Annotated in this window: 20 protein-coding genes and 1 other annotated feature; of the genes, 2 read left to right on the top strand and 18 right to left on the bottom strand. The window is 41.2% G+C overall.

Going from position 1 to position 24,174, the window contains the following annotated elements; genetic code table 11:
- Window positions 1-5: 5 nt before the first annotated feature.
- Window positions 6-1,373: a glutamyl-tRNA reductase gene (gene hemA / locus IEE86_RS11760; protein WP_191097567.1), complete on the bottom strand. Its 1,368-nt coding sequence runs from the start codon at window positions 1,371-1,373 to the stop codon at window positions 6-8.
- A 243-nt stretch (window positions 1,374-1,616) separates the two neighbouring features.
- Here hemA and IEE86_RS11755 point away from each other — a divergent pair, with 243 nt between their 5' ends.
- The gene (locus IEE86_RS11755; RefSeq protein WP_191097395.1) at window positions 1,617-2,102 is read left to right on the top strand and encodes a hypothetical protein; all 486 of its coding nucleotides are present in this window, start codon (window positions 1,617-1,619) and stop codon (window positions 2,100-2,102) included.
- A 227-nt stretch (window positions 2,103-2,329) separates the two neighbouring features.
- Here the strand turns inward: IEE86_RS11755 and IEE86_RS11750 are convergent, their stop codons facing one another.
- The 17 genes from IEE86_RS11750 to ilvE all read right to left on the bottom strand — a co-directional run bounded on the left by IEE86_RS11750 (window position 2,330) and on the right by ilvE (window position 22,680).
- A complete protein-coding gene (locus IEE86_RS11750; RefSeq protein ID WP_191097394.1) occupies window positions 2,330-2,725 on the bottom strand; it encodes a glycine-rich domain-containing protein in 396 nt (131 codons plus the stop codon).
- Window positions 2,726-3,874 carry an MFS transporter gene (locus IEE86_RS11745; RefSeq protein ID WP_191097393.1) on the bottom strand — a complete coding sequence of 383 codons (1,149 nt, stop codon included), beginning with the start codon at window positions 3,872-3,874 and terminating at the stop codon, window positions 2,726-2,728.
- A 70-nt stretch (window positions 3,875-3,944) separates the two neighbouring features.
- Window positions 3,945-4,085: a hypothetical protein gene (locus tag IEE86_RS11740; protein WP_017367733.1), complete on the bottom strand. Its 141-nt coding sequence runs from the start codon at window positions 4,083-4,085 to the stop codon at window positions 3,945-3,947.
- A 245-nt stretch (window positions 4,086-4,330) separates the two neighbouring features.
- Window positions 4,331-4,918 (bottom strand): ribosome biogenesis GTP-binding protein YihA/YsxC, encoded by a 588-nt coding sequence (yihA, locus tag IEE86_RS11735; RefSeq protein WP_191097392.1) that lies wholly within the window; start codon window positions 4,916-4,918, stop codon window positions 4,331-4,333.
- Complete coding sequence (gene lon, locus IEE86_RS11730; RefSeq protein ID WP_191097391.1) at window positions 4,915-7,239, bottom strand: endopeptidase La; 2,325 nt, start codon at window positions 7,237-7,239, stop codon at window positions 4,915-4,917. Before lon ends, yihA begins: the two co-directional genes overlap by 4 nt.
- Window positions 7,240-7,410: 171 nt before the next feature.
- Window positions 7,411-9,072, bottom strand: a complete 1,662-nt coding sequence (gene lonB / locus IEE86_RS11725) for an ATP-dependent protease LonB (protein WP_191097390.1) — start codon at window positions 9,070-9,072, stop codon at window positions 7,411-7,413.
- Between the two features lie 137 nt (window positions 9,073-9,209).
- On the bottom strand, window positions 9,210-10,475 hold the full coding sequence (clpX, locus tag IEE86_RS11720; protein ID WP_191097389.1) for an ATP-dependent protease ATP-binding subunit ClpX: 1,266 nt from the start codon (window positions 10,473-10,475) through the stop codon (window positions 9,210-9,212).
- A 251-nt stretch (window positions 10,476-10,726) separates the two neighbouring features.
- Window positions 10,727-12,001 (bottom strand): trigger factor, encoded by a 1,275-nt coding sequence (gene tig, locus IEE86_RS11715; protein WP_191097388.1) that lies wholly within the window; start codon window positions 11,999-12,001, stop codon window positions 10,727-10,729.
- A gap of 240 nt (window positions 12,002-12,241) precedes the next feature.
- Complete coding sequence (gene ddcA / locus IEE86_RS11710) at window positions 12,242-13,249, bottom strand: DNA damage checkpoint antagonist DdcA (RefSeq protein WP_191097387.1); 1,008 nt, start codon at window positions 13,247-13,249, stop codon at window positions 12,242-12,244.
- 125 nt (window positions 13,250-13,374) lie between these two features.
- Window positions 13,375-13,974, bottom strand: coding sequence for a 3-isopropylmalate dehydratase small subunit (gene leuD / locus IEE86_RS11705; RefSeq protein ID WP_191097386.1), 600 nt, complete (start codon window positions 13,972-13,974; stop codon window positions 13,375-13,377).
- Between the two features lie 13 nt (window positions 13,975-13,987).
- A complete protein-coding gene (gene leuC / locus IEE86_RS11700; protein WP_191097385.1) occupies window positions 13,988-15,403 on the bottom strand; it encodes a 3-isopropylmalate dehydratase large subunit in 1,416 nt (471 codons plus the stop codon).
- Between the two features lie 42 nt (window positions 15,404-15,445).
- Window positions 15,446-16,543: a 3-isopropylmalate dehydrogenase gene (leuB, locus tag IEE86_RS11695; RefSeq protein ID WP_191097384.1), complete on the bottom strand. Its 1,098-nt coding sequence runs from the start codon at window positions 16,541-16,543 to the stop codon at window positions 15,446-15,448.
- 18 nt (window positions 16,544-16,561) lie between these two features.
- On the bottom strand, window positions 16,562-18,115 hold the full coding sequence (locus tag IEE86_RS11690; protein ID WP_191097383.1) for a 2-isopropylmalate synthase: 1,554 nt from the start codon (window positions 18,113-18,115) through the stop codon (window positions 16,562-16,564).
- The gene (ilvC, locus tag IEE86_RS11685; protein WP_099726960.1) at window positions 18,102-19,130 is read right to left on the bottom strand and encodes a ketol-acid reductoisomerase; all 1,029 of its coding nucleotides are present in this window, start codon (window positions 19,128-19,130) and stop codon (window positions 18,102-18,104) included. The genes IEE86_RS11690 and ilvC overlap by 14 nt, the downstream gene beginning before the upstream one ends.
- Window positions 19,131-19,148: 18 nt before the next feature.
- Complete coding sequence (gene ilvN, locus IEE86_RS11680) at window positions 19,149-19,667, bottom strand: acetolactate synthase small subunit (RefSeq protein WP_007501584.1); 519 nt, start codon at window positions 19,665-19,667, stop codon at window positions 19,149-19,151.
- The gene (gene ilvB / locus IEE86_RS11675) at window positions 19,664-21,388 is read right to left on the bottom strand and encodes an acetolactate synthase large subunit (RefSeq protein ID WP_191097566.1); all 1,725 of its coding nucleotides are present in this window, start codon (window positions 21,386-21,388) and stop codon (window positions 19,664-19,666) included. Before ilvB ends, ilvN begins: the two co-directional genes overlap by 4 nt.
- Before the next feature lie 122 nt (window positions 21,389-21,510).
- Window positions 21,511-21,757, bottom strand: a binding site (T-box leader).
- 8 nt (window positions 21,758-21,765) lie between these two features.
- Window positions 21,766-22,680 carry a branched-chain-amino-acid transaminase gene (ilvE, locus tag IEE86_RS11670; protein WP_191097382.1) on the bottom strand — a complete coding sequence of 305 codons (915 nt, stop codon included), beginning with the start codon at window positions 22,678-22,680 and terminating at the stop codon, window positions 21,766-21,768.
- A 432-nt stretch (window positions 22,681-23,112) separates the two neighbouring features.
- On the opposite strand from ilvE, the gene IEE86_RS11665 reads away from it, so the two are divergent.
- Entirely contained in the window at window positions 23,113-24,156 is a 1,044-nt protein-coding gene (locus IEE86_RS11665; RefSeq protein WP_191097381.1) for a lactonase family protein, read from the top strand.
- Window positions 24,157-24,174: the final 18 nt, after the last annotated feature.

Below are 24,174 nucleotides of genomic sequence, written 5' to 3'. Positions count from 1 at the left end.
CTTAATCACTCACTGGCAACTGTAGCAAAGCCTTGTGCCATATTTGATTTAAACAGCTGAAATGACCCTTGCTCTACTTGGACAGGCTCCACATTTTGCTCTTCATCTTCAACCTGTAAATCAAAGATTTCCTTAAAGAGTAAAAGCTTCTCCTCTGCATTCGGCTCCCCGGCAATTTCTTTTGCCTTTAAGATAGGATCTTTCAGCATTTGATTGATGATGCTTTTCGTATGTTTATTTAACAGCTTCATTTCACGGTGTGTGAGGTTTGGAAGCTTTCGTTCAAGGCTTTGCATCGTATCCGCTTGAATCGTGAGCGCCTTTTCTCTTAGAGCAGAAATAACAGGAACAACACCGAGCGTATTGAGCCATTGCTTAAATTCAACTATCTCTGCTTCAATGAGAAGCTCAACCTGCTCAGCCACCACGCGGCGCTCTTTTAAGTTAGCTGCCACAATGCCCTCAAGGTCATCAATGTCATACAAAAAAGCACCCTCTACGTCAGAAATGGCGGGATCTAAATCGCGGGGTACAGCAATATCCACCATAAATAAGGGTCTGCCCTTCCGCTTTTTATTTGCACCTTCGACCATTTCTTTTGTAATGACAAATTGTTTAGCACCAGTCGAGCTAATGACAATATCTGCCTCTGATAATGTCTTTTCTAATTGGTTTAAGCTTTTAGGCTCTCCTGAAAAACGACCGGCCAATTCTTTTGCCTTCTCATATGTTCGATTGATGACCGTCACCTGACCAATTCCTTGGCCTTGAAGGTTTTGTGCCGCAAGCTCGCCCATTTTACCCGCACCAAGAATAAGGACATGCTTATCAGAAAGACGTCCAAAGATTTTTTTGGCAAGCTCGACAGCTGCATAGCTGACAGAGACGGCATTAGACGCAATATCCGTTTCCGCATGAGAGCGTTTCGCAACGGTGACCGCCTGCTTAAATAAATAATTGAAAACGGTACCAATGGTCTTCTCCTCTTGAGCTACTTTAAAGCTGGATCGCACCTGGCCGAGTATTTGTGTTTCACCTATCACCATGGAATCCAGTCCACAAGCGACACGGAATAAATGCTCAACCGCTCCATCATTTTCATAAAACTTCAAATATGGAGAGACATCTTCCTTTTCTAAACCAAACCAATCTGCTAAAAATCTTTTTATATAAAACCGGCCAGTATGAAGCTGATCTACAACTGCGTAGATCTCCGTTCGGTTACATGTTGAGATGACGATATTCTCTAGAATGCTTTTTTCTTCTTTAAGCTTGGACATCGCTGTTCCGAGCTCACTCGGTTCAAAGCTCAGCTGTTCCCGTATCTCAACAGGGGCTGTTTTATAATCTAAACCCACAACAAGAATATGCATAACTTCAGCTTGCACCCCCAACGCCCTGTCTAATTTATAATAATTACAATATAGAATTTATTATTTATAATGATTATAACATATATTCATTTTTAACTGGATAAAAATTGTGAACAGATTTCAAAAATGTTGTGATATAGTAGAAAAATGTTCGACACCCAACTATGCCATATCATCACTTCAAGCAATTTACCAGATTTGGCGCGTGCGGACAAATGATCTGCTTAAAAGAAGGTGACATCTTTGAAGAAGAAATCCATTTTGCTGCCGCTCACTTTGCTGGCTGTAGCGCTTTATGCCATTCTCTCAGGAGGTCAATTTGACTTCTGGAAGGACCAGGAGAAATGGTATACACTTGTACTGTTTTTTGGCCTTGCTTTCTTATATCAAGGAAAGAAGGAGCAGGAAACTTCTCATGTGTTTATCGGTATGCTCATGACGGGCCTTTCGCTACATTTTATCCTTCAGCCGAAATTAGAACACTGGCCAGATACATTTACAATGATTGTGTTCATCGTTGGCCTCGCGCTTTTGATGAAGTCATCACAGAAAAAGGAATATCGAATAGAAAGTGTTGTTCTCATTGCACTAGGTCTATTCCTTTATTTCTTCCAACAAATTACAAAGCAACTTAGCACACTTTCAATCCCTACTTCCGGTTTTGAATTGTACTGGCCGTATGTATTGATTGCCGTCAGTCTCCTCTTATTATTTTTAAAAAGGAAATAACTTATACAATAAAATTGTTTAATAAGCCACCAATTGGCTGTTTTTATAATACACATCTTACGAGAAGAATAATATGTATTTTAATTGATACCGACGACAATAACCGCCTTATCTGCAGTTGCTTGTGTAGCACCATTTTTGCAGATAAGACGGTTTTGTTTTTCTTTCCTTATGTCAAGTATAATTAAATTGATATTAGTGTCGCTGTCAAGCAATTATTATCAATTTTACGGTTTCCTTTCAAGTTCATTTTCATCAGGCAATCTAAAACCAAATTCTTTTTCCCATAAATCATTCCCGCTATCAAACATTTCATTTAATATATCCACTTCATCAGCTTGATTCCCAAATCCAGCATCATGAGCTAAAATAATGCCGAAATAAGACATACAATCATAATAATAGTTTTGAGGTAACAGCATATGTAAATGCCAAACCTCATCAATTTCAGTATTTGGGGCAAAAGAACAATCGGGATATTTTTTGATCATAAACCAAAATTTTTTGTATTGATCTACTAATCGAGTGACATTCTCTTTATTCATTCCTTCAAAATAGTAACCAAACTTCAAACATGCTTCAACTAAGTCCACCGAAAAGTCAGGATAACTCACTTTATCCATTCATTGAATTCCCCTTTTCAAAATATTTTTTAGAATCAAAAATCGCATGATCCCTATACAAAGACATAATGGAATGATGTAATAAATATTGAAAAATTTTGAAATTTCCAACATGAATGTAATCACTGTAATAATCAAAATCGTTCCTAGCTGATTCAATGTATTCATACCTGCGAGCGCCATACTTCTATAGTGCGGATCAAAAAATACTAAAAAAGATGCTTTGATTAAGCTCATAAACAACGGGTTAATGAGTGTCAAAATAAAAAAACCAACTAAAAACAGTGAACTATTGGGCGCTAAAATCATTAGAATTAACCCAAACATGAGATATATCGTTATAAGATAGACTTTCGAATATATTTTTTGTATATCCATTCTTCGGATCAATAGATTTCCTAGTAAAACCGATACTCCGCCAATTAGCCAAAATAATGATACAGTAAGATCACTTGCCGAAAACGTTTCTTTCAGAATAATAAACGAATAATTCATTACTACAGGTAAAAACATCCCATCAATAAACATGATGAACAAATAACTTTTTGGTACTTTTTTAAATATTTCAACATTCGCGAAAGATATACTTTCGATTTTCAAATGGGCAACAATTGGATACAAATACTCATAAACCAACAAACCAATAAAAAAGAGCAGAAAAACAAGATACATTTCCGATCCAAAGAATATAAACAAAATTGGCCCACTAAAAAAACCAATTGTTTTAGCTGAGAGTAAAAACATATTACGATATGCAATATCTTTATGGGGTTGATTGGATAAATACATGTTAAAACCTGATTCTAAAATAAACGATAAGCCATTTATAAAAAATTGAAAAGCAAGCATTAAAAAAAACATTAGATTAAATAATTGATTGTTTAAAGCAAAAAACGAAGCAATGGTTAGGATAGACAATGTGGTGACGAAAAATTTTGCCGTGTATCTAGATAAAACTTTAAATAAATAATTGCTCACAATATTACTTAAAATAAATGAAAAGCCACCAATCAGATACATACTGCCTGCATAAAAATATGAACCAGTCATCTCAAAGAAATAAAGAGGCAATCCAGTCCAAACTAATGCTCCTATGAAAACAACCATAGTATCCAAATAAACTAATGTATTCACTCTACTAATGTTCATGTACACTATTCCTTATTTAAGTGTCAAGAAACAGAGATTCTAAAAAACCTCTGTTTCTGATCATACTCTCTTACTTTTTCTTTAATTCCTTTTGCATTTCTTTCATTTCATTTAGCGAGTAATTATAGCATGTTCTCGCCTTTAGTTTTGATTGTTTTTCCTTCATTTCATTTAGTGAGTAATTGTAACAAGTTCTTGCTTTTAATTTCATTATTATCACTCCTATCTGAAATATTTTCAATTTCATACTATCAAAATTACTTTTATTTGTAAATATGGTATTTAATTATAATTCAGTCGCTGTTTAATAAATTTTCAGCACTCAACAATTTGAGTGTTTCTAGAAACAAAACGAATTTAAACTTAATCGCTTTCCTTCAAGTTCTACGTTTTTCTCAGCATATGAAAAAAAGTTGTAAGAAAACAAATGTTTTCTTACAACTTTTTATTATCTTCTTAGCTGTTAATCTTCGCAAGGATCGCATTCCAGGCTTCATCTTTCCCCTTTTTCGTTTCCGAAGAGAATAAGATGAGTTCATCTGATGGGACAATGTCGAGCGTCTGTTTGACGACTTTCGCATGTTTTTCCCATTTGCCTTTTGGAATTTTATCCGCTTTTGTTGCGATGACGATCACGGGAACTCCGTAATATTTCAGGAATTCATACATGTTCACATCATCTACCGATGGCTTATGACGCAGATCCACGATTTGGACGACTGCTTTTAATTCTTCACGCATTGTAATATACGTTTCGATCATTCTACCCCAGACCTCGCGCTCTGTTTTTGATACTTTGGCAAAGCCGTAGCCTGGAACGTCCACAAAATGGAGCATATCATTAATAATGTAGAAATTAAGCGTCTGGGTCTTACCTGGTTTAGAAGACGTACGCGCTAAATTTTTACGATTAATCAATGAGTTGATGAACGAGGACTTTCCAACATTTGATCGTCCAGCAAGAGCGATTTCAGGCAGTCCTCCGCTCGGGTACTGCTCTGGTTTCACCGCACTAATGACGATATCTGATTTTGTTACTTTCATCTTCCCTCTCCTACCAACGCTTTCTCAAGCACTTCATCTAAATGTGAGACCGGAATAAAGGTTAGTCCTTCTCTCACACTTTCAGGAATATCATCAATATCCTTCTCATTGTCCTTTGGAAGAATAATGGTTTTAAGTCCTGCACGATGTGCGCCTAATGCTTTTTCTTTTAGTCCGCCAATCGGAAGCACTCTTCCTCTTAACGTAATCTCTCCTGTCATACCAACCTCTTTTGACACAGGACGTCCTGTGAGTGCTGATACAAGAGCCGTCGCAATGGTGATACCAGCTGATGGCCCGTCCTTTGGAACCGCACCCTCTGGAACATGGATATGAATATCATGCTTTTCATTAAAATGAGGATCGATATTCAGTTCATCTGCTTTGGAACGAATATAACTGAATGCCGCCTGCGCAGATTCTCTCATGACATCACCAAGCTTACCTGTTAACAAAAGCTTGCCTTTCCCCGGCGACAGTGATACCTCAATGGATAAGGTGTCTCCGCCAACTGTGGTATACGCAAGTCCTGTGACAACACCCACTTGATCTGTCGTTTCAGCCTGACCATACCGGTAAAGCCTTTTTCCAAGAAATTCAGATAGGTTCTTTTCCGTCACGGTGATGCGTTTACGGTCTTCTGCCACAATCGCTCTTGCCGCTTTTCGGCAAATCGCCGCAAGCTGACGCTCTAATCCGCGAACTCCTGCTTCTCTTGTGTAATAGCGAATCATATCATAAATCGCTGCTTCACGAAGCTGTAAGTTCCCTTTTTTTAATCCATGTTCCTTTAGCTGCTTCGGCAGAAGGTGGTCTTTCACAATCTCTGCTTTTTCAACCTCTGTATACCCTGCAATCGTGATAATCTCCATTCTATCACGAAGTGGACCAGGAATGGTTGCTAAATTGTTGGCAGTGGCGATAAATAACACCTGAGACAAATCAAATGTCTCTTCAATATAGTGGTCGCTAAAGTTATGATTTTGCTCTGGATCTAGTACTTCAAGCATCGCAGATGACGGGTCCCCTCTAAAGTCAGAGGACATCTTATCAATTTCATCTAAAAGAAACACCGGATTCATAGTGCCTGCCTTACTCATCCCGCGAATGATACGGCCTGGCATCGCACCTACATATGTTCTTCTATGACCACGAATCTCAGATTCATCACGTACACCGCCAAGAGAAATACGGACAAACTTTCGATCAAGTGATTTGGCAATGGATTTTGCAAGTGACGTTTTCCCTACTCCGGGAGGTCCTGCCAAGCAAAGAATGGGTCCTTTTAATGAGTTTGTCAGCTTCTGTACAGCAAGGTATTCAAGCACACGCTCTTTGACTTTTTCTAGCCCATGGTGCTCGTCATCCAAAATTTGGCTGGCTAGCTTTAAGTCTAGACGATCTTCTGTATAGATGCCCCATGGAAGATTGATCAACCAATCAATATAATTACGAATCACAGAGCTCTCAGCAGAGCTTGAAGGGATTTTTTCATAACGATTCAATTCTTTTAGCGCCGTTTCACGAACTGAATCCGGCATGCTGGACTCTTCGATTTTAGACATCAATGAACTGACTTCGCCCGTTTTCCCTTCTTTGTCTCCAAGCTCTTTTTGAATGGCTTTCATTTGTTCACGCAAATAATATTCTTTTTGCGTACGTTCCATTGAACGTTTCACGCGCTGCCCGATTTTCTTTTCAATCTCCAGTACTTCTTTTTCATTGTGGATCAGGCTGATCACCCGGTTCAGCCGTTTTTTGACCTCTACTGTTTCCAGCACTTCTTGTTTGTCTTTTAATTTTAACGGCAGGTGAGAAGCGACGATATCTGCCATTCTTCCCGGTTCCTCAATATCTGTCACCGTTGCATATGTTTCAGCTGAGATTTTTTTTGAAATTTTTATGTACTGATCAAAGTGATCTAACAAAGTGCGCATGAGTGCTTCTGCTTCAGCGTCCTTTAATTCTTCTTCTGCCAATTCTTTAATATCGACTGACGTATAGTCCTCAAGCTCCACATAGGATTCAATCTGTGCTCGATTTAAGCCTTCTACAAGTACTCGAATCGTTCCATTTGGCAGCTTCAGCATTTGTTTAATTTTTGTGTAGGTGCCGACTTTGAAAATTTCTTCTTCACCTGGTTCATCTATTGAAATTTCCCGCTGTGTTGCTAGAAAAATCATATGATCGTTCATCATTGCCTGTTCTAATGCTTGAACAGATTTCTCTCGTCCAACATCCAAATGCAAAACCATGGTTGGATAAACAAGCAAACCTCGCAATGGAAGGAGCGGAACATTCTTTTTGATTTCATCTGCCATGTTGATTGACACCTCCGTCACTAGTATGAATCATTATAATATACCTGTTTCAGTCTTGTACAATGTAAAAGACCTGAGAAAGGATGATCTTATCGTAGTATACCCTTTCTTTTTATCTTGAAAAAGAAAAAAAGATCTATTTCACTAAAAAATCCCCATATATGATGGGGATTAAACAGATTTTCTTTTCATTTCGTCTTCTAGTCCATCTTTCTTCTCGTCTGGTGGATTAACCAAACACTGATCCAGCACCTCTTGGAAATGCTTCACAGCCACAATGGTCACACCTTCAATCTCTTGTAAGATTGATTGCTGGTTGTCATATGGGATAATCACTGTTTTGGCACCAGCTTGTTTGGCTGCTTTAATTTTCGGTATCACCCCACCGATTGGCTTCACCTGACCTTGCAATCCAATTTCACCCGTCATGGCGGTTAGATGATCGATCGGAATTTGATGTATGGCTGAAAAAATCGCGGTAGCCATCGCAATTCCAGCAGACGGCCCATCAATAGGGGCACCGCCTGGAAAATTTATATGGATATCATATTCATTTGTGCGTATGCCTAAGTTTCTAAGTACTGTTAATACATTTTCAACAGAGCCTTTGGCCATACTTTTTCGTCTAATGGATTTAGACTGATTGCCAATGCTTTCTTCTTCTGCAATACCTGTAATGTTGATACTGCCTTTCTCAAGCGCCTTACATATGCTTACTTCAATCTCAAGCAGAGCGCCGCTGTTCGGTCCATAAACAGCAAGGCCATTGACGACTCCTACTTTTGGTTTTTCTGGTACTTTTTGTTCATATCTTGGTGTCAGCTGACTTGAATGAATCACCCATTCTACATCAGCTAACGTGATGTCTTTTCGGTTTTCAGTGATTGCCATACCAGCTGCGATCTGTACCATATTGACGGCTTCACGTCCATTTTTCACATAGGAGGTTAACAGGTTTAGGCCTTCATCGCTTAATTCCTTTTGAATTTTTTGTACAGCCTTGGCGGCGACGATTTTCAGCTCGTGCTGATCAAGGTCTTTAAAGAAAATCTCCAAACATCTTGATCTAATCGCTGGTGGAATTTCGTCCGGCGTTCTAGTGGTCGCACCAATCAATCGAAAATCTGCCGGCAACCCATTTTGAAAAATATCATGAATGTGATTCGGGATTTGGGTATTTTCCTCACTGTAATAAGCACTGTCTAAAAAGACTTTCCGATCCTCAAGCACTTTAAGCATTTTGTTCATTTGGATCGGGTGAAGTTCACCAATTTCATCTATAAACAAAACCCCGCCATGAGCGTGCGTGACGGCTCCCTGTTTTGGCTGAGGAATGCCTGCCTGTCCCATCGCCCCTGCCCCTTGGTAGATCGGGTCATGCACGGAACCAATTAAGGGGTCTGCAATGCCTCGTTCATCGAATCTCGCAGTTGTGGCATCAAGCTCTACAAACACCGCATCTTTCTTAAATGGAGAATCAGCGTGACGCTTCGCTTCTTCCATGACGAGACGGGCAGCGGCTGTTTTTCCAACACCCGGCGGTCCGTAGACGATGACATGCTGAGGGTTAGGCCCGCATAGTGCCGCTTTTAATGCACGAATGCCGTCTTCCTGCCCTACAATATCTTGAAACCCCTTTGGCCGGACTCTCTCAGATAAAGGTTCACTCAATTTGATCGACCGCATCTTTCTGAGTGCTTCCATTTCTTTCTTTGATTCTTTGTCTATCGTCACCTTTTGTGTACGCTGATTTCGCAGTAGGTTCCAAAAGTACAGCCCGATGACGATACCAAAGAACAGCTGTATGAATAGTACGATTCCTGTCCAGCTCAATCGGTGCTCCCTCCTTCATCTATCGTATGTATTGGTTTCTGTCTGCTAGTATTTCCTAGAGCTGGACGGAATAAACACATCTTCCACGATAAATAAAAAACTCCTGAATCAAAAAGATTCAGGAGTGAGCACTTCTCTTATGCAGATGTTTTTGTATCTTTATTAACAACTGTGCCGTCCTTTAACACAAGACGCGGCGGTTCACCATTAGCAACCGTTTCACCAGTGATGACACATTTCTCAATATCATCACGAGATGGAAGATCAAACATCACATCAAGCATGATCCCTTCGATGATTGAGCGAAGACCACGAGCTCCTGTTTTACGCTCAATTGCTTTTTTCGCAATTTCGCTAAGAGCATCTTCTTCGAACTCAAGCTCTACATCGTCAAGCTCAAGCATTTTTGTATACTGCTTGACTAGCGCATTTTTAGGCTTTGTCAAGATTTCTACAAGTGCTTTTTCATCTAACGGCTCTAAGCTTGCAATAACCGGTAAACGACCAATGAATTCTGGAATTAAACCGAAGCGAAGCAAGTCTTCCGGCAGTACTTTTGATAGAAGGACTTCTTTTTCAAGGTCTTCGATTTTATTTTCAGCACCGAATCCAATGACTTTTTGACCTAAGCGGCGTTTGATGATTTGCTCAATGCCGTCAAAGGCTCCACCACAAATAAAGAGAATATTTGTCGTATCAATTTGAATGAATTCTTGATGTGGGTGCTTACGTCCACCTTGAGGCGGCACGCTTGCGACTGTTCCTTCAAGAATTTTCAAAAGGGCTTGCTGTACACCTTCCCCAGATACATCACGAGTGATAGAAGGGTTTTCTGATTTTCTTGCTACTTTATCGATTTCATCGATGTAGATAATGCCTTTTTCCGCTTTTTCTACATCATAATCTGCCGCTTGGATCAGCTTCAGTAAAATATTCTCTACGTCTTCACCAACATAACCTGCTTCAGTTAGTGATGTTGCATCTGCAATCGCAAATGGTACATTTAAAATACGAGCAAGCGTTTGAGCAAGTAATGTTTTACCGCTTCCTGTTGGTCCAATCATAGAGATATTACTTTTCGAAAGCTCAACATCATCAATCTTGCTGTTAGAATTGATCCGTTTGTAGTGGTTATAAACCGCTACAGCTAAGGATTTCTTCGCATTCTCTTGTCCGATGACATATTCATCAAGAATCTCCCGAATTTCATGAGGCTTCGGAACATCCTTGAATTCAACTTCTTCCTCAGTGCCGAGCTCTTCTTCAACTATTTCCGTGCAAAGCTCGATACATTCATCACATATATATACGCCAGGTCCTGCGACCAGTTTACGCACTTGATCTTGCGTTTTTCCGCAAAACGAGCATTTTAATTGACCTTTTTCCTCGTTGAATTTAAACATTCTTTCACCCCTTATTCTTCTTCACTTGCCTGTAGCTAACAGTCAGCTACCTTTCTGGGTCCAGTATGTATGCATTTTACCATACTTTCCTAAAAGACGGTAATGATGTGTTTCTAACACTGCACATTGAGATATGTATAACAGAAAGATGTGACTTACCCTATCGTTTCCAAAAGAAGCGATGATAAGTCAAAAATTGTACAAAACAAGGCACGAGTCACTCGCGCCCTGTTTTATTATTATGCACCATGTTAACGGTTTTCTACAAGAAAATCAATTGCTTTACGAACTTTTAGATCTTCTTTCATTGCTTCAGTAGATCCAATCGCTTGTTTGATATTTTCAACTGGCATGTTGTATGCTTCAGCCATTTTTGAAAGTTCTTCTTCTACTTCTTCGTCAGACACTTGTAAGTCTTCTGCAGCAGCAATTGCTTCAAGTGTTAGGTTAGATTTCACGCGTTTAGCAGCATCTTCTTTCATTTGTTCCTTCAGCGCATCTTCATCTTGACCAGAGAATTGGAAGTAAAGCTCAAGGTTCATCCCTTGCATTTGAAGACGTTGTTCGAATTCTTTCATCATGCGGTCTAGCTCTGTGTCAACCATCGCTTGTGGGACGTCAACTTCCGCATTTTCAGAAGCTTTCGCTACTAGCTCTTCACGAAGTTTTCCTTCTGCTTCGTTTTCTTTTGCTTCTTCAAGACGTTTCTTCGTTTTTTCAGTTAATTCAGCAAGAGTTTCTACTTCTTCATCAACATCTTTAGCAAACTCATCGTCAAGTGCTGGAAGTTCTTTTGCTTTAATTTCATGAATTTTCACTTTGAATACAGCTGGTTTACCTGCAAGGTCTTCAGCATGGTATTCTTCTGGGAAAGTCACTTCTACGTCTTTTTCAGCGCCAGCTTCAAGACCAACTAGTTGCTCTTCGAAACCAGGGATGAATGAACCAGAACCTATTTCAAGAGAGTAGTTCTCAGCTTTTCCGCCTTCGAATGCTTCTCCATCAACGAATCCTTCGAAATCAAGAACAACTGTATCGCCGTTTTCAATTACGCCTTCTTCTTTGACAACAAGCTCAGCTTGACGGTTTTGCAATGCTTTTAGCTCTTCTTGTACATCTTCATCAGTGACAGTTGTGTCGTCTTTTTCTACGCTAAGACCTTTGTAGTCACCAAGTTTTACTTCAGGCTTCACTGTTACTTTTGCAGTGAAGATTAAGCTTTCGCCTTTTTCGATTTTCTCAACATCGATTTCAGGGCGGTCAACTGGCTCGATACCAGCTTCATCGATTGCTTTTGGATATTCAACAGGAAGAAGAATATCTAATGCATCTTGATAAAGAGATTCTACACCAAAACGCTGCTCGAAAAGGCCACGTGGTACTTTCCCTTTACGGAATCCAGGGATCGATACTTGCTTAACCACTTTCTTAAATGCATCATCAAGTGCTTTGTTAAATGTTTCAGCGTCAACTTCTACTGTTAAGACGCCTTCGTTACCTTCTTGTTTTTCCCATTTTACTGACATGTGTGTTTCCCTCCAAAAATCTATTCAGATTGTGCGTTGTTACATTCTAAAGCATCATAAAGACTTCGTCCAATCAAAAACCACGCACTCCGCTAAAGAAGCGGTATTATGTATACAACATTTGACTTGATTATACATATCGTCTTTCAACCGTTTGAATCTGACAACTGCACTATATATGCACAAATACAACCATTATATTATAACATAACAAGTCCGTCTTTCAACTAAATCAACAAATTACAAATAAGAAATTTCTTCAATATCTTTCAGCATTGTGCAAGCTTCTCTCAGCTCTTGTTCGTTAAAATCATATAATAGATGCAATTCTTCGAGGTCAATCTCGATCCCATGCATCTCGTAGCCGACTTTATGAAGAGCCGCAGCCCAAAGATTCGGATCTGTGTATTTAGGGAGAAATGGATAAAGCACAAATAAGTGCCGGCGCCATAACTCTTCCACGCCTTGGTAAAGGGTCGGGTTCTCATTGCCAAGCGTATCATCGAGCATACGCAGTACTTGCTGCAAAAGCGGCATCTGCTCTGGCTTTACGGCCTCAGAAGGAACAAGCGTTAATGAATCTCCGAATTTTGTCACATGTACCGGCTTTGCCACATCATGATCTGACAGAAGCTGCAAGATCAAAGATTTAACGACAGGGTTTCCATCTGGTTTTTGTAAGATCGTATTTAATAGACCCATGTGCGGTGCAATATTCCGGTCTTTCAATGAATGGATGAACTGGACCTGTTCATCCGGCCGTTCCAGCATATCATCTATATTGATTTCACCGCTATCACTCTCGTCTTCATCTAAGATCTCTTCAGGCGATTCAATCATCTTTCTACTAAATTCGAGCAGCTTGTAAAAATGCTCCGCGCTTTCTGCTGGAAGGTGGTTTTCCTCGAGTACGGCCTCAATCGTCTGTTTGACTTCCTCATATTCTTTCAGCTGAATTAAAATGGTCATATACACTTGAAGCACGGTAAAGTAGTGACCATACCCTTCTTTTAACATCTTTTCACAAACACGCTTTGCATCCTGCAGCTCACCCAGCTCCAGAAAACAAATCGCCATGCCGAGATGAATATCGGATTCTTCATCGTCATCATAAGATTTCGCTTCTGAAAATAACTGAAGCGCCTCTTGATACTGTTTATCTTTTAATGCTGCCATTCCTTTTTCAATCAGTCTTTCTTTCAGACCAGGAAACAAAATGACATTATCTTTCTTCTTGTCATGTTTCATGCTTACGTTCCTTTCGGGCGCATATTTTTTATCAGTTTACCAACGAAGGTTAGTAAACACAAGTAACGAGAGGTTTTCATGCAAAAAAGAAGCCGTCACACCTCGGGCGGACGACTTCTCGTTGTTTATGCACGCAGCCAGCTGCTGCGTTTTTCTTCAAATGCCTGAATGTCATCTTCTAATAATAAGGTTAATGAGATCTCATCATAGCCATTCAGAAGCATTTCTCTCCAGTGAGGGTCTACTTCAAAAGGGGTTATATTCCCTTCATGGTCTTCTATCTGCTGTTTCTCCAGATCAACCGTCATCTCATACCCCTTGTACTCATATGATGCTGCAAATGTTTTCCACACATCATAATCAAGACGAATCGGAAGCATCCCATTTTTAAAGCAGTTTTGATGAAAAATATCTGCAAATGATGGCGCAATGACAATTTTGAAACCATAATCATCAAGGGCCCAAGGTGCATGCTCTCTAGATGATCCGCAGCCGAAGTTTTCTCCTGCGATCAAAATGGATGCTCCTTCATAGATTGGCTGATTCAGCTCAAAATCAGGATTTGGGCTGCCATCGGCTAAATACCGCCAGTCAAAAAACGCAAATCGGCCATATCCTGTTCGTTCAATTCTTTTCAAAAATTGCTTTGGAATAATTTGATCTGTATCTACATTAATACGGTTAAGCACAGCGGCTTTTCCTTTATGAGTGACTAAAGGCTCCATCTATGACAACTCCTTACACGACTGTTTTCTCTTGATTAAACTTCCTGACATCGACAAATCGGCCATGTATGGCAGCCATTGCAGCCATTGCCGGGCTGACAAGATGCGTTCTTGCACCCTTCCCTTGACGTCCCTCAAAGTTACGGTTTGACGTCGACGCGCAGCGTTCGCCTTCTGGCACCACATCGTTATTCATGCTGAGGCACATGCTGCATCCAGATTCTCTCCATTCAAAGCCTGCTTCAAGGAAAATTTCATGAAGACCTTCTTCTTCTGCTTGCAGTTTAACACTTTGAGAGCCAGGCACCACAATCGCCCTGACATGATCAGCTACTTTTTGTCCTTCAATCATAGAAGCTGCTTGGCGTAAATCAGTCATTCTTGAGTTCGTACATGAGCCGATAAAGACATGTTCAATCGTAATGTCTTCAATACGCTGATGCGGATGAACCCCCATGTACTCATAAGCTCGGAGTGCTTCTTTTTGATCATCTTCTTGCGCGAAATCCTCAGGCCCCGGGATCGATGCATCCACAGGCAAAACCATTCCTGGGTTAATTCCCCACGTAACCATTGGTGAAATCTCATTTCCATCTAAAACAATGGTTTTATCATAGGTTGCACCCGGATCTGTTCTAAGCTCTTTCCATTCTTCAATGGCTGCTTCGAAATCTTCGCCCTGCGGTGCATATTTGCGTCCGCGGCAATATTCAAAGGTCACTTCATCAGGTGCAATTAATCCTGCTCTTGCGCCTGCTTCAATCGACATATTACAAACGGTCATCCGCTCATCCATCGTCATGTTTCTGAATACTTCCCCGGTGTATTCAATCACATAACCTGAACCGAACTTCACACCATGTGCACCAATGACTGCTAAAATCACATCTTTGGCAGTTACCCCTTTTTGCAGCTTTCCGTCTACTCTAATTTCTAACGTTTTCGGACGCTGCTGCCAAAGTGTTTGTGTGGAAAGCACATGCTCAACCTCACTTGTCCCGATTCCAAAGGCAAGTGCGCCAAATGCGCCGTGAGTTGATGTATGACTATCTCCGCAAACGATTGTTTTCCCCGGCAATGTTAAACCAAGCTCTGGCCCAACGACATGGACAATTCCTTGGTCTACACTGTGAAGGTCAGCTAGACGGACACCAAATTCAGCACAGTTACGCTCTAGAGCACTCACCTGCTTCTTCGCAACCTCATCCTTGATCACAAATCGATTGACAGTCGGGATGTTGTGATCCATCGTCGCAAACGTGTTTTCAGGTCTTCTCACCTTGCGCCCTTTTTGTCTTAATCCTTCAAATGCTTGAGGTGACGTCACCTCATGCACCAAGTGCAGATCAATATATAAAAGGTCTGGTTTCCCCTCGCCGCTTTTGACAACATGTTGATCCCATATTTTTTCGATGATTGTTCGAGGCATAACCCTTTTTCCTCCCTCTACCTAATTCAACAAGATTTCTATTTATACAATTGTTTTCGCACGTTGTTTCAGTGCATCTACAACTGCTGTGGTGATATCGTTAGTCGTTTGATACGTTCCCTCTTTAGCCGCTAAATCCTTTGTGCGTTTGCCAGAGGCAAGAACCGCTTCCACAGCTTCTTCTATTGCAGCCGCTTCTTCTTCTAATGCAAAGGATGTTCTAAGCAAGCTGGCTGCTGACAAAATGGTTGCCAGAGGGTTTGCGACATTTTGCCCCGCAATATCGGGTGCTGAACCATGAATCGGCTCATATAAATGGAGGCCTGTGCTTGATAGACTAGCAGATGGCAGCATACCGAGTGACCCAGTAATCATAGAAGCCTCGTCACTTAAAATGTCGCCAAACATATTCTCTGTCACAATGACATCAAATTGAGCCGGCTTATAAATAAGCTGCATGGCGGCATTATCAACGAGCATATGCTCATATTTGACTTCTGGATACTCGGATGCAACTTCTTCTACCGCATCCCGCCATAGTTTACTAGAAGCAAGGACATTCGCTTTATCCACAGACGTCACTTTTTTCCGTCTCGTTAAGGCCATGTCGAATGCTTCTTTTAATACACGGACAATCTCTTCCTTTGTATAAAGAAGCGTATCCACAGCCGCTTCTTTTCCTTCATCATCTGTATAGCGCTCGCTTGGTTCACCAAAATAGAGACCGCCTGTTAATTCACGAACGATGACAAAATCGACGCCGCTAATATGATCTTGCTTTAATGGTGACGCCTCGCTTAAGCTATCGAACACTTTGACAGGACGGATGTTTGCAAATAAGTCCAGTTGTTTCCGAATGGCAAGCAAGCCTTTTTCCGGTCGAAGCTCTGGCGGGTTTTGATCCCACTTTGGTCCGCCAACTGCTCCTAATAAAATCGCATCTGCGCTTTTGCATACATCTACTGTTTCCTTTGGGAGCGGGTTGTTTTTTTCATCTATCGCTATCCCGCCAATGAGCGCAGTTTCAAATTCGAATTCGTGTTGAAATTGAGCCGCTGTTTCTTGCAGTACAGCGACTGCTGATGCGACGACTTCCGGTCCGATTCCATCGCCGGGCAAAAGTGCAATTTTCTTTTTCATGAAAGCCTTCCTCCTTTCCTATGAGATCGCGTGGTGTTTCTCAATTTCTATTAGGTTTGATTTAAAGATTAGATGCCTATTCACTGCATTGACGTAAGCTTTAGCCGATGCTTCCAGCACATCTTGCGCCACACCGCGGCCTGCTGTATCTTTTTCTTCTATTGAAACAGTGACATATACTTCTGCTAACGCGTCTCTGCCTTTTCCATTTGATTGAATGCGGTAGTCTAACAAATGAATTCTTTCTTCCATACAGCGCTCAAGCGTGTTGTACACAGCCTCTACACTGCCTGCACCTGTAGCTGCTTCTTGAATGACTTCCTGCGTTTCTTGATTTTTAAGAGAAACCGTTGCTGTTGGCATTTGTTCTGTACCATAATGTACTTGAAGGCTTTCAAATTCGTAGCCAATTTTTCGGTCTGCTACTTTTTCTTCTAATATAATAGAAATCAAATCATCATCCGTGATTTCTTTCTTCTTCTCCGTTAAGTTTTTGAACGTTTCGAAGAACTTATTGATTTCTTCTTCCGTTAGTTTAAAGCCAAGTGTTTTCATGCGGTCTTTAAATGCATGTCTTCCGGAGTGTTTGCCAAGGACAAGCACATCTGTTGTGACACCGACAAGCTCTGGAGAAATAATTTCATAGGTTGTTTTTTCTTTGAGGAAACCATCTTGGTGAATACCTGATTCATGTGCAAACGCATTGTTTCCAACGACTGCTTTATTACGCGGAACCATCATACCTGAGTATTTGCTCACTACATCACTTGTACGCTTAATTTCATTCAATTGAATCGTTGATTCGACCTGATAAAAGTCTTTTCGAATATGAAGAGCTACTGCAATCTCTTCTAAAGCGGCATTCCCAGCACGCTCTCCGATACCGTTGACAGCTGTTTCAATTTGATCTGCTCCATTTTCGATTGCTGCAAGTGAATTTGCCACAGCCATGCCAAGGTCATCATGACAGTGTGCTGACAAATTCACGCGGTCGATATTTGGAACGTGTTCCTTCATATATTTAAAGATATTGCCGTACTCTTTTGGCGCTAGGTATCCAACTGTATCCGGTAAGTTAATGACACTTGCCCCAGCGTCAATGACCTTCTCTACAATTTCTGCTAAGAAAGCAAGATCTGTACGGCACGCATCTTCTGCTGACCACTGGACAACTGGGAAGCGTTCTTTCGCGTATTTCACCATTGAAACAGCCTGTTCTACAACTTCTTTGCGTGTTTTCTTTAGTTTATACTTCAGGTGAATGTCAGAGGTCGCAATAAAGACATGAATTCTTGGTTCCACTCCATCTTTTAATGCTTCCCATGCAGCATCAATGTCACCTTTCACACATCGTGCAAGCCCTGCAACTGAACAGTTTTTGATTGTTCTAGCAATTTCTTGTACGCCTAAGAAATCCCCTCGGGATGAAGCGGGAAAACCCGCTTCAATGATATTAACCCCAAGGCGCTCAAGCTGCTTTGCAATGATTAGCTTTTCTTGTGCATTTAAGTTCACTCCTGGTGATTGCTCTCCATCTCGAAGTGTTGTGTCAAAAAAATTAATTTTCCGCACCGACGCTCACCGCTTCCTTTTTCTTTCCTTGTTTAACGAAAGGCATCATTTCACGAAGCTTTCTTCCAACGATTTCAATTTGGTGCTCACTTTCACTTTCATTGATAGCATTGAAACGTGGGCGATTCACTTGGTTTTCAACAATCCATTCTTTCGCGAATGTTCCGTTTTGGATGTCAGTCAAGACTGCTTTCATTGATTCTTTTACTTTTGCATCCACAACGCGTGGTCCTGATACGAAGTCACCCCATTGTGCTGTATCAGAGATTGAATATCTCATTCCTTCTAGTCCTTCTTCATACATAAGGTCAACGATTAGTTTCAGCTCATGTAAACACTCGAAGTATGCAAGTTCTGGCTGATAACCAGCTTCTGTTAATGTTTCAAAACCTGCTTTTACTAATGAAGTAAGACCTCCACAAAGAACTGCCTGCTCACCGAATAGATCCGTTTCCGTCTCTTCTTTAAATGTTGTTTCAAGTACGCCCGCTCTTGCTCCGCCGATTGCTTTTGCATAAGCAAGTGCTTTGTCTTTCGCTTGACCTGATACATCTTGGTAGATAGCAAATAGGGCAGGTACACCAGCGCCTTGCTCGTATGTTCTTCTCACAAGATGTCCTGGGCCTTTTGGAGCCACAAGATATACGTCTACGTCACTTGGAGGAACAATTTGGTGGAAGTGGACGTTGAATCCGTGTGCGAATACAAGTGAGTTGCCAGCTTCTAATTGATCTTTGATTTCTTCGTCATATACTTTCTTTTGCTGTTCGTCTGGAAGTAAAACCATCACGACGTCTGCTTGTGCTGCTGCTTCTTTTACTGTGAATACTTGATGGCCGTCTTCTTGTGCTTTTGTATAAGATCCACCTTTTCTCACGCCAACGATCACGTCTACGCCGCTTTCTTTTAAGTTCAGTGCATGTGCATGACCTTGTGAACCGTAACCAATGATGGCAACCTTTTGACCATTTAATACGTTTTCTTGAATATCACCGTTATAATATACTTTTACCATTTGACTCTCTCCTTTTGTTTAGACAATTGAAATTGTTTTATTTGTTTGTGGCTTTTGCTGATTATCTCTCGCAAAGGCCGTTGTGCCAGTTCTGGCGACTTCTTTAATGCCGTATGGCTTAAGTAATTCAATGAGTGCTTCAATTTTTGAAGACTCACCTGTCACCTGAATGACGACACTCTCTCTGCTCACATCTACAATAGAGGCTCTAAACGGTTCAATGACCCCTGTGATCTCCATTCTAGATGCTGGTGCAGATACGACTTTTATCAAAGCCAGCTCTCGCTGAACGATTGATTGGTTTGTAATGTCTGTTACTTTGAGGACATCGATTTGTTTGTTTAGCTGTTTTGTCAGCTGTTCGATGTCTTTCTCTTGATCTACATGGACGACGAACGTGATGCGTGATACATCTTGAATCTCAGAATGGCCGACCGTAATGCTTTCAATGTTGTAGTGTCTTTTTGTAAAAAGGCCTGTGATTCTGTTCAGTACGCCTGATCGATTTAATACAGTCAACACAATAATTCTTTTCAAGGTTTCACCCCCACCATCTCATGAAGTCCTTTCCCCGGTGCGACCATCGGGAATACTTTTTCATCTCTCGCTACATTGACATCGATGAAAACAGGCTCTCTAGAGGTTAACGCTTCTTCAAGCTTTTCTTTCGCCTCTTCGTCTGATGAGATTCTGATTCCTTTAATGCCATAAGCTTCAGATAATTTTACGAAATCTGGCTGCTCTGAAAATTTAGAATATGAGTAGCGTTCTTCGTAGAAAATTTCTTGCCATTGTCTTACCATTCCAAGGCTGTGATTATTGAGCACAATCACTTTGACTGGAAGGTTCAGCTCACGGATAACGGCAAGTTCTTGCAGGGTCATTTGGAAACCTCCGTCTCCTAAAATCGCCACAACCGTTGCCTCTTGATCAGCTAGCTGCGCGCCGATGGCTGCCGGTAATCCAAAGCCCATCGTGCCAAGCCCGCCAGATGTTACCCACTTATCTGCATTTTCAAATGGATAGAACTGTGCCGCCCACATTTGATGCTGTCCGACATCAGTTGCCACAATGGCTTCACCTTTTGTGAATTGATGAATATATTCAATCAGCTTTTGAGGCTTAAACCCCTCTGCTTCGTTTTCAACGTACCAGAGTGGATATTCTTCCTTCCACTGATCTAATTGGTTTTTCCATTCGTCTGATTCCCCTTGTTTCCCGTCTTGCTTGATCAGCTCTTCAAGTACTAGCTTGCTGTCTCCAACAACTGGAATATGGGTATGAATGTTCTTGCCAATTTCCGCTGGATCGATGTCAATATGAGCGACCTTCGCATGTTTTGCAAAATGATTGAGGTTACCTGTTACCCTGTCATCAAATCTCGCTCCGATTGAAATGAGTAAGTCACATTGGTGAAGCGCCATGTTCGCCGCATATGTGCCGTGCATGCCCGCCATTCCTAGGAAAAGAGGATGCTTTGCTGGAAATCCGCCAAGTCCAAGCAATGTATGAGCGACTGGGATTTGCTGCTGCTCTACATACTGTCTTAATTCTTCAGACGCTTTGCCATGAAGAACGCCAGCTCCTGCTAGAATAACAGGTTTCTTTGCTCTGCTTACAGCTTCTACTAACTTGCGAATTTGCAAATAGTTTGGCTCAACTTTAGGCTGATAGCCAGGTAAATCAATTGGCTGATCGTACTCAAACGTTCCTTCAATGCCTGCAACATCTTTTGGAATATCAATCAAAACTGGACCAGGTCTGCCTGTTGTTGCAATGTGGAATGCCTCTTTAATGACACCCGGTAAATCCTCTGGACGTCTTACCTGATAGCTGTGCTTTGTGATGGGCATTGTAATGCCGAGTACATCTGCTTCTTGGAAAGCATCCGAGCCAATGACTGAGGTTGCCACCTGTCCAGTGAATACAACTAGAGGAAGTGAATCAATCATCGCATCTGCAATTCCTGTGACAAGGTTTGTCGCACCAGGTCCTGACGTTGCAATGACAACGCCCGGTTTACCAGATACTCTTGCGTACCCTTCCGCTGCGTGAATTGCTCCCTGCTCATGCCTTGGCAGGACATGAAATAAACCAGAATCATAAATTTTATCGTAGATCGGTAAAACGGCTCCGCCTGGATATCCGAAAATGACTTCTACTTTCTCTCTTTTGAGTGCTTCAATTAACATGAGTGCACCGTTCATCGTTTGTGGTGCTTTTGATTTTTCCGTCTCCACTTGTACATTTGTCCCCATTTGATTTCCTCCTCTTTGTCTTGCTTCAGTCAAGTCCTTTCCCCCTTTTCTATTCAAGATAGAGATATGAGACCATATAAAAAAGCCTTCTCACCCCACAATGACACTACTTTTCACTAGGTCAAAGGGGCGAAAAAGCTTTCTTTTTCGCGGTACCACCCTTGTTCACGGCAAATCATGCTGCCGTCTCATGGACATCTTTCGTCCATTTTGGTAACGAGTGAAGCTATTCACTCGGTCTGCCCTACTATCATTTCAAGCAGACACTCAGAGGTGAGTTCACTTTAGAAAGTAACACCGGTTTCCAGCTAGCACCGGCTCTCTGTAGATACTGACTCTAAAGCTACTAGTCCTCTTCAACGTTTATCGATATCTATTTAGCTTGCGTGAATGTTTTCATCTGTAAAGACGACTTTTTCTCCTTCTTCAACGACTCGCTTGCGGAATTGTTCAAGAAGTTTGTTTGTATGGAGCCCAGGCTTCCCTTCACCGATTGTACGGCCGTCAACTTTTACAACGGCGATGACTTCGGCTGCGGTTCCTGTCAGAAAAACTTCTTCTGCTGTATACACATCATGTCTTGTGAATGGCTCTTCTTTCACTTCATAGCCTAAGTCTTCTGCAATCTCCATGATGGCGTTTCGTGTGATGCCTTCAAGAGCGCCGATATAACCTGGTGGTGTATAAAGCTTGCCTTTTTTATAAATAAACACGTTGTCTGCAGAACCTTCTGCCACGTACCCTTGATCGTTCAGCATCAGCGCTTCACTCACACCGGCCATATGGGCTTCGATTCGGACAAGAATGTTATTTAAGTAGTTTAATGATTTCACTTTTGGACTTAGTACATCAGGACGATTTCGCCTTGTCGGTACCGTCACAATATCAATACCTGTTTCATATAGGTGCTTTGGAAAGATGGCCAGCGGCTCTACAATGATCACTGTGTTGGCTCTCCCGCAGTTGTTTGGATCTAAACCAAGATCACCAGCTCCTCTTGAGACGACAAGGCGGATATAGGCATCCTTTAGGCCGTTCCTTTCAACTGTATGAATCATTTTTTCAGTGAGTTCCTCAAGTGAATATGGAATGTTCAGCATAATGGATCTGGCGGAATCATACAGGCGGTCTAAATGTTCTTTCATTCGAAAGATATTTCCGTTATACACGCGTATACCTTCGAACACACCGTCACCATATAAGAAGCCATGATCATAAACTGAAATTTTCGCATCCTCTTTTTTCACGAGTTCATCGTTTAAAAAGATCCACTGTTCCTTTTGGTCTTCCATTTTCAGTGAGCACCCTCTCTTTCAAACAAAAAGTAGTTGAATTTTCAGACACTTTACTTTGAAGCGTCTGACGCTTGCTCTCGGTGTTTGTTTAGCTTTTGTTGAACCCATCTTACGCCGCTTTCCATACAGTGTCAACAGCATTTTTAAAATTATTAGACAATTTAGACTAATCAAAATAGAATGTATACGCTTACACCTTTGCTAGACAAGGAATGAAAAAACTTAAAATTTTTTGTATTTTTTCTTCAATTTATTTACTTTACATGACCGGTTTTCTTTTGAACAAACTTTTGTGATATTTTTTCACATTGTTTTTCATAAATGTTGTTAGATTTCACCGCTTTTGTTTTTCCTTCGACATACCTTTCTAAAGCGTTTTCCTATGAATTTATGATAGAATGAGAGCATCTAATAGAAGGAGGGCAATACATGGCTAACATCAGAGGTTATATCGGAACGTATACAAAGGGAGACAGTAAAGGCATCTATACTTTTACATTAAATACGGACAAGCAGCAGATTGAACAAGTAGAAGTAGCTGCTGAACTTGAAAACCCTACATATTTAACCGTCTCAGATTCTCAAAAATTTGTGTATGCTGTGGTGAAAAAAGAATCACAGGGCGGTCTTGCTGCGTATCAAATTGATCCTGAAACCGGCGCACTTCGTTTCATCAACCAAGAGCTTGCCGATGGCGCTTCTCCTTGTCACGTCAGCGTGGACAGTCAAACAAAAACAGCTTTTACAGCGAATTATCATAAAGGAACAGCAGAGATGTATGAAATTGATGCTGAAAACGGCTCAGTCATCCGCACGCTTTCACAGGCGCAGCATGAAGGAACTGGACCAAACGAAGACCGTCAGGAAAAACCGCACACCCACTTTATGGGTCTGACACCAGATGAACAATTTGCAGTGGCTGTTGACCTAGGAACAGATGGCATTTATACGTATAAGAAAGAAGACGGCAAACTCGAGCTTGCTCATACATTTGAAGCAAAACCAGGTAGCGGACCTCGTCATATTACATTCCACCCAACGAAACCTGTGGCATATGTGATGACAGAGCTAAGCTCAGAGGTAATTGTGCTTCGTTACTTTGAAGACGGGCATTTTGAAGAGATCCAAACCATTGCAACCATTCCAAGCGACTTTACAGAGAACAATCAAGGCAGCGCGATTCATGTCTCTTCAGACGGCCAATTTGTATATGCGGGAAATCGCGGACATGACAGCATTGCGATTTTCAAAGCAGACGATGACGGCAAACTAAGCCTTGTTGAGATTGCTTCTTCTGAAGGAAGCTGGCCTAGAGACTTTGTGCTTGATCCAACAGAAGAATTCCTCGTCTGTTCAAACCAAGAATCTAGCAACCTTGTGTTATACAAACGCGACAAAGAAACCGGACGACTCACTGTCTTACAATCAGACATCACCGTTCCCCATCCGGTTTGCGTGAAATTTTTAGGGTAATTAAAAAGCCTTCAATTT

The organism is Bacillus crepusculi (assembly GCF_014764715.1).
Lineage (GTDB): Bacteria > Bacillota > Bacilli > Bacillales > Bacillaceae > Bacillus.
Note: the sequence above shows the minus strand (reverse complement) of the source record. Positions and strands in the feature narration are given on the sequence as shown.

Coding starts and splice junctions, on each gene's coding strand:
- clpX (WP_191097389.1), bottom strand. CDS start 10,475: ATGTTTAAATTCAACGAGGAAAAAGGTCAATTAAAATGCTCGTTTTGC.
- IEE86_RS11740 (WP_017367733.1), bottom strand. CDS start 4,085: ATGAAATTAAAAGCAAGAACTTGTTACAATTACTCACTAAATGAAATG.
- leuD (WP_191097386.1), bottom strand. CDS start 13,974: ATGGAGCCTTTAGTCACTCATAAAGGAAAAGCCGCTGTGCTTAACCGT.
- leuB (WP_191097384.1), bottom strand. CDS start 16,543: ATGAAAAAGAAAATTGCACTTTTGCCCGGCGATGGAATCGGACCGGAA.
- leuC (WP_191097385.1), bottom strand. CDS start 15,403: ATGCCTCGAACAATCATCGAAAAAATATGGGATCAACATGTTGTCAAA.
- IEE86_RS11750 (WP_191097394.1), bottom strand. CDS start 2,725: ATGGATAAAGTGAGTTATCCTGACTTTTCGGTGGACTTAGTTGAAGCA.
- tig (WP_191097388.1), bottom strand. CDS start 12,001: ATGTCAGTAAAATGGGAAAAACAAGAAGGTAACGAAGGCGTCTTAACA.
- yihA (WP_191097392.1), bottom strand. CDS start 4,918: ATGAAAGTAACAAAATCAGATATCGTCATTAGTGCGGTGAAACCAGAG.
- ilvC (WP_099726960.1), bottom strand. CDS start 19,130: ATGGTAAAAGTATATTATAACGGTGATATTCAAGAAAACGTATTAAAT.
- ilvE (WP_191097382.1), bottom strand. CDS start 22,680: ATGGAAGACCAAAAGGAACAGTGGATCTTTTTAAACGATGAACTCGTG.
- hemA (WP_191097567.1), bottom strand. CDS start 1,373: ATGCATATTCTTGTTGTGGGTTTAGATTATAAAACAGCCCCTGTTGAG.
- lon (WP_191097391.1), bottom strand. CDS start 7,239: ATGGCAGATGAAATCAAAAAGAATGTTCCGCTCCTTCCATTGCGAGGT.
- ddcA (WP_191097387.1), bottom strand. CDS start 13,249: ATGAAACATGACAAGAAGAAAGATAATGTCATTTTGTTTCCTGGTCTG.
- ilvB (WP_191097566.1), bottom strand. CDS start 21,388: ATGGGGACAAATGTACAAGTGGAGACGGAAAAATCAAAAGCACCACAA.
- IEE86_RS11665 (WP_191097381.1), top strand. CDS start 23,113: ATGGCTAACATCAGAGGTTATATCGGAACGTATACAAAGGGAGACAGT.
- IEE86_RS11745 (WP_191097393.1), bottom strand. CDS start 3,874: ATGAACATTAGTAGAGTGAATACATTAGTTTATTTGGATACTATGGTT.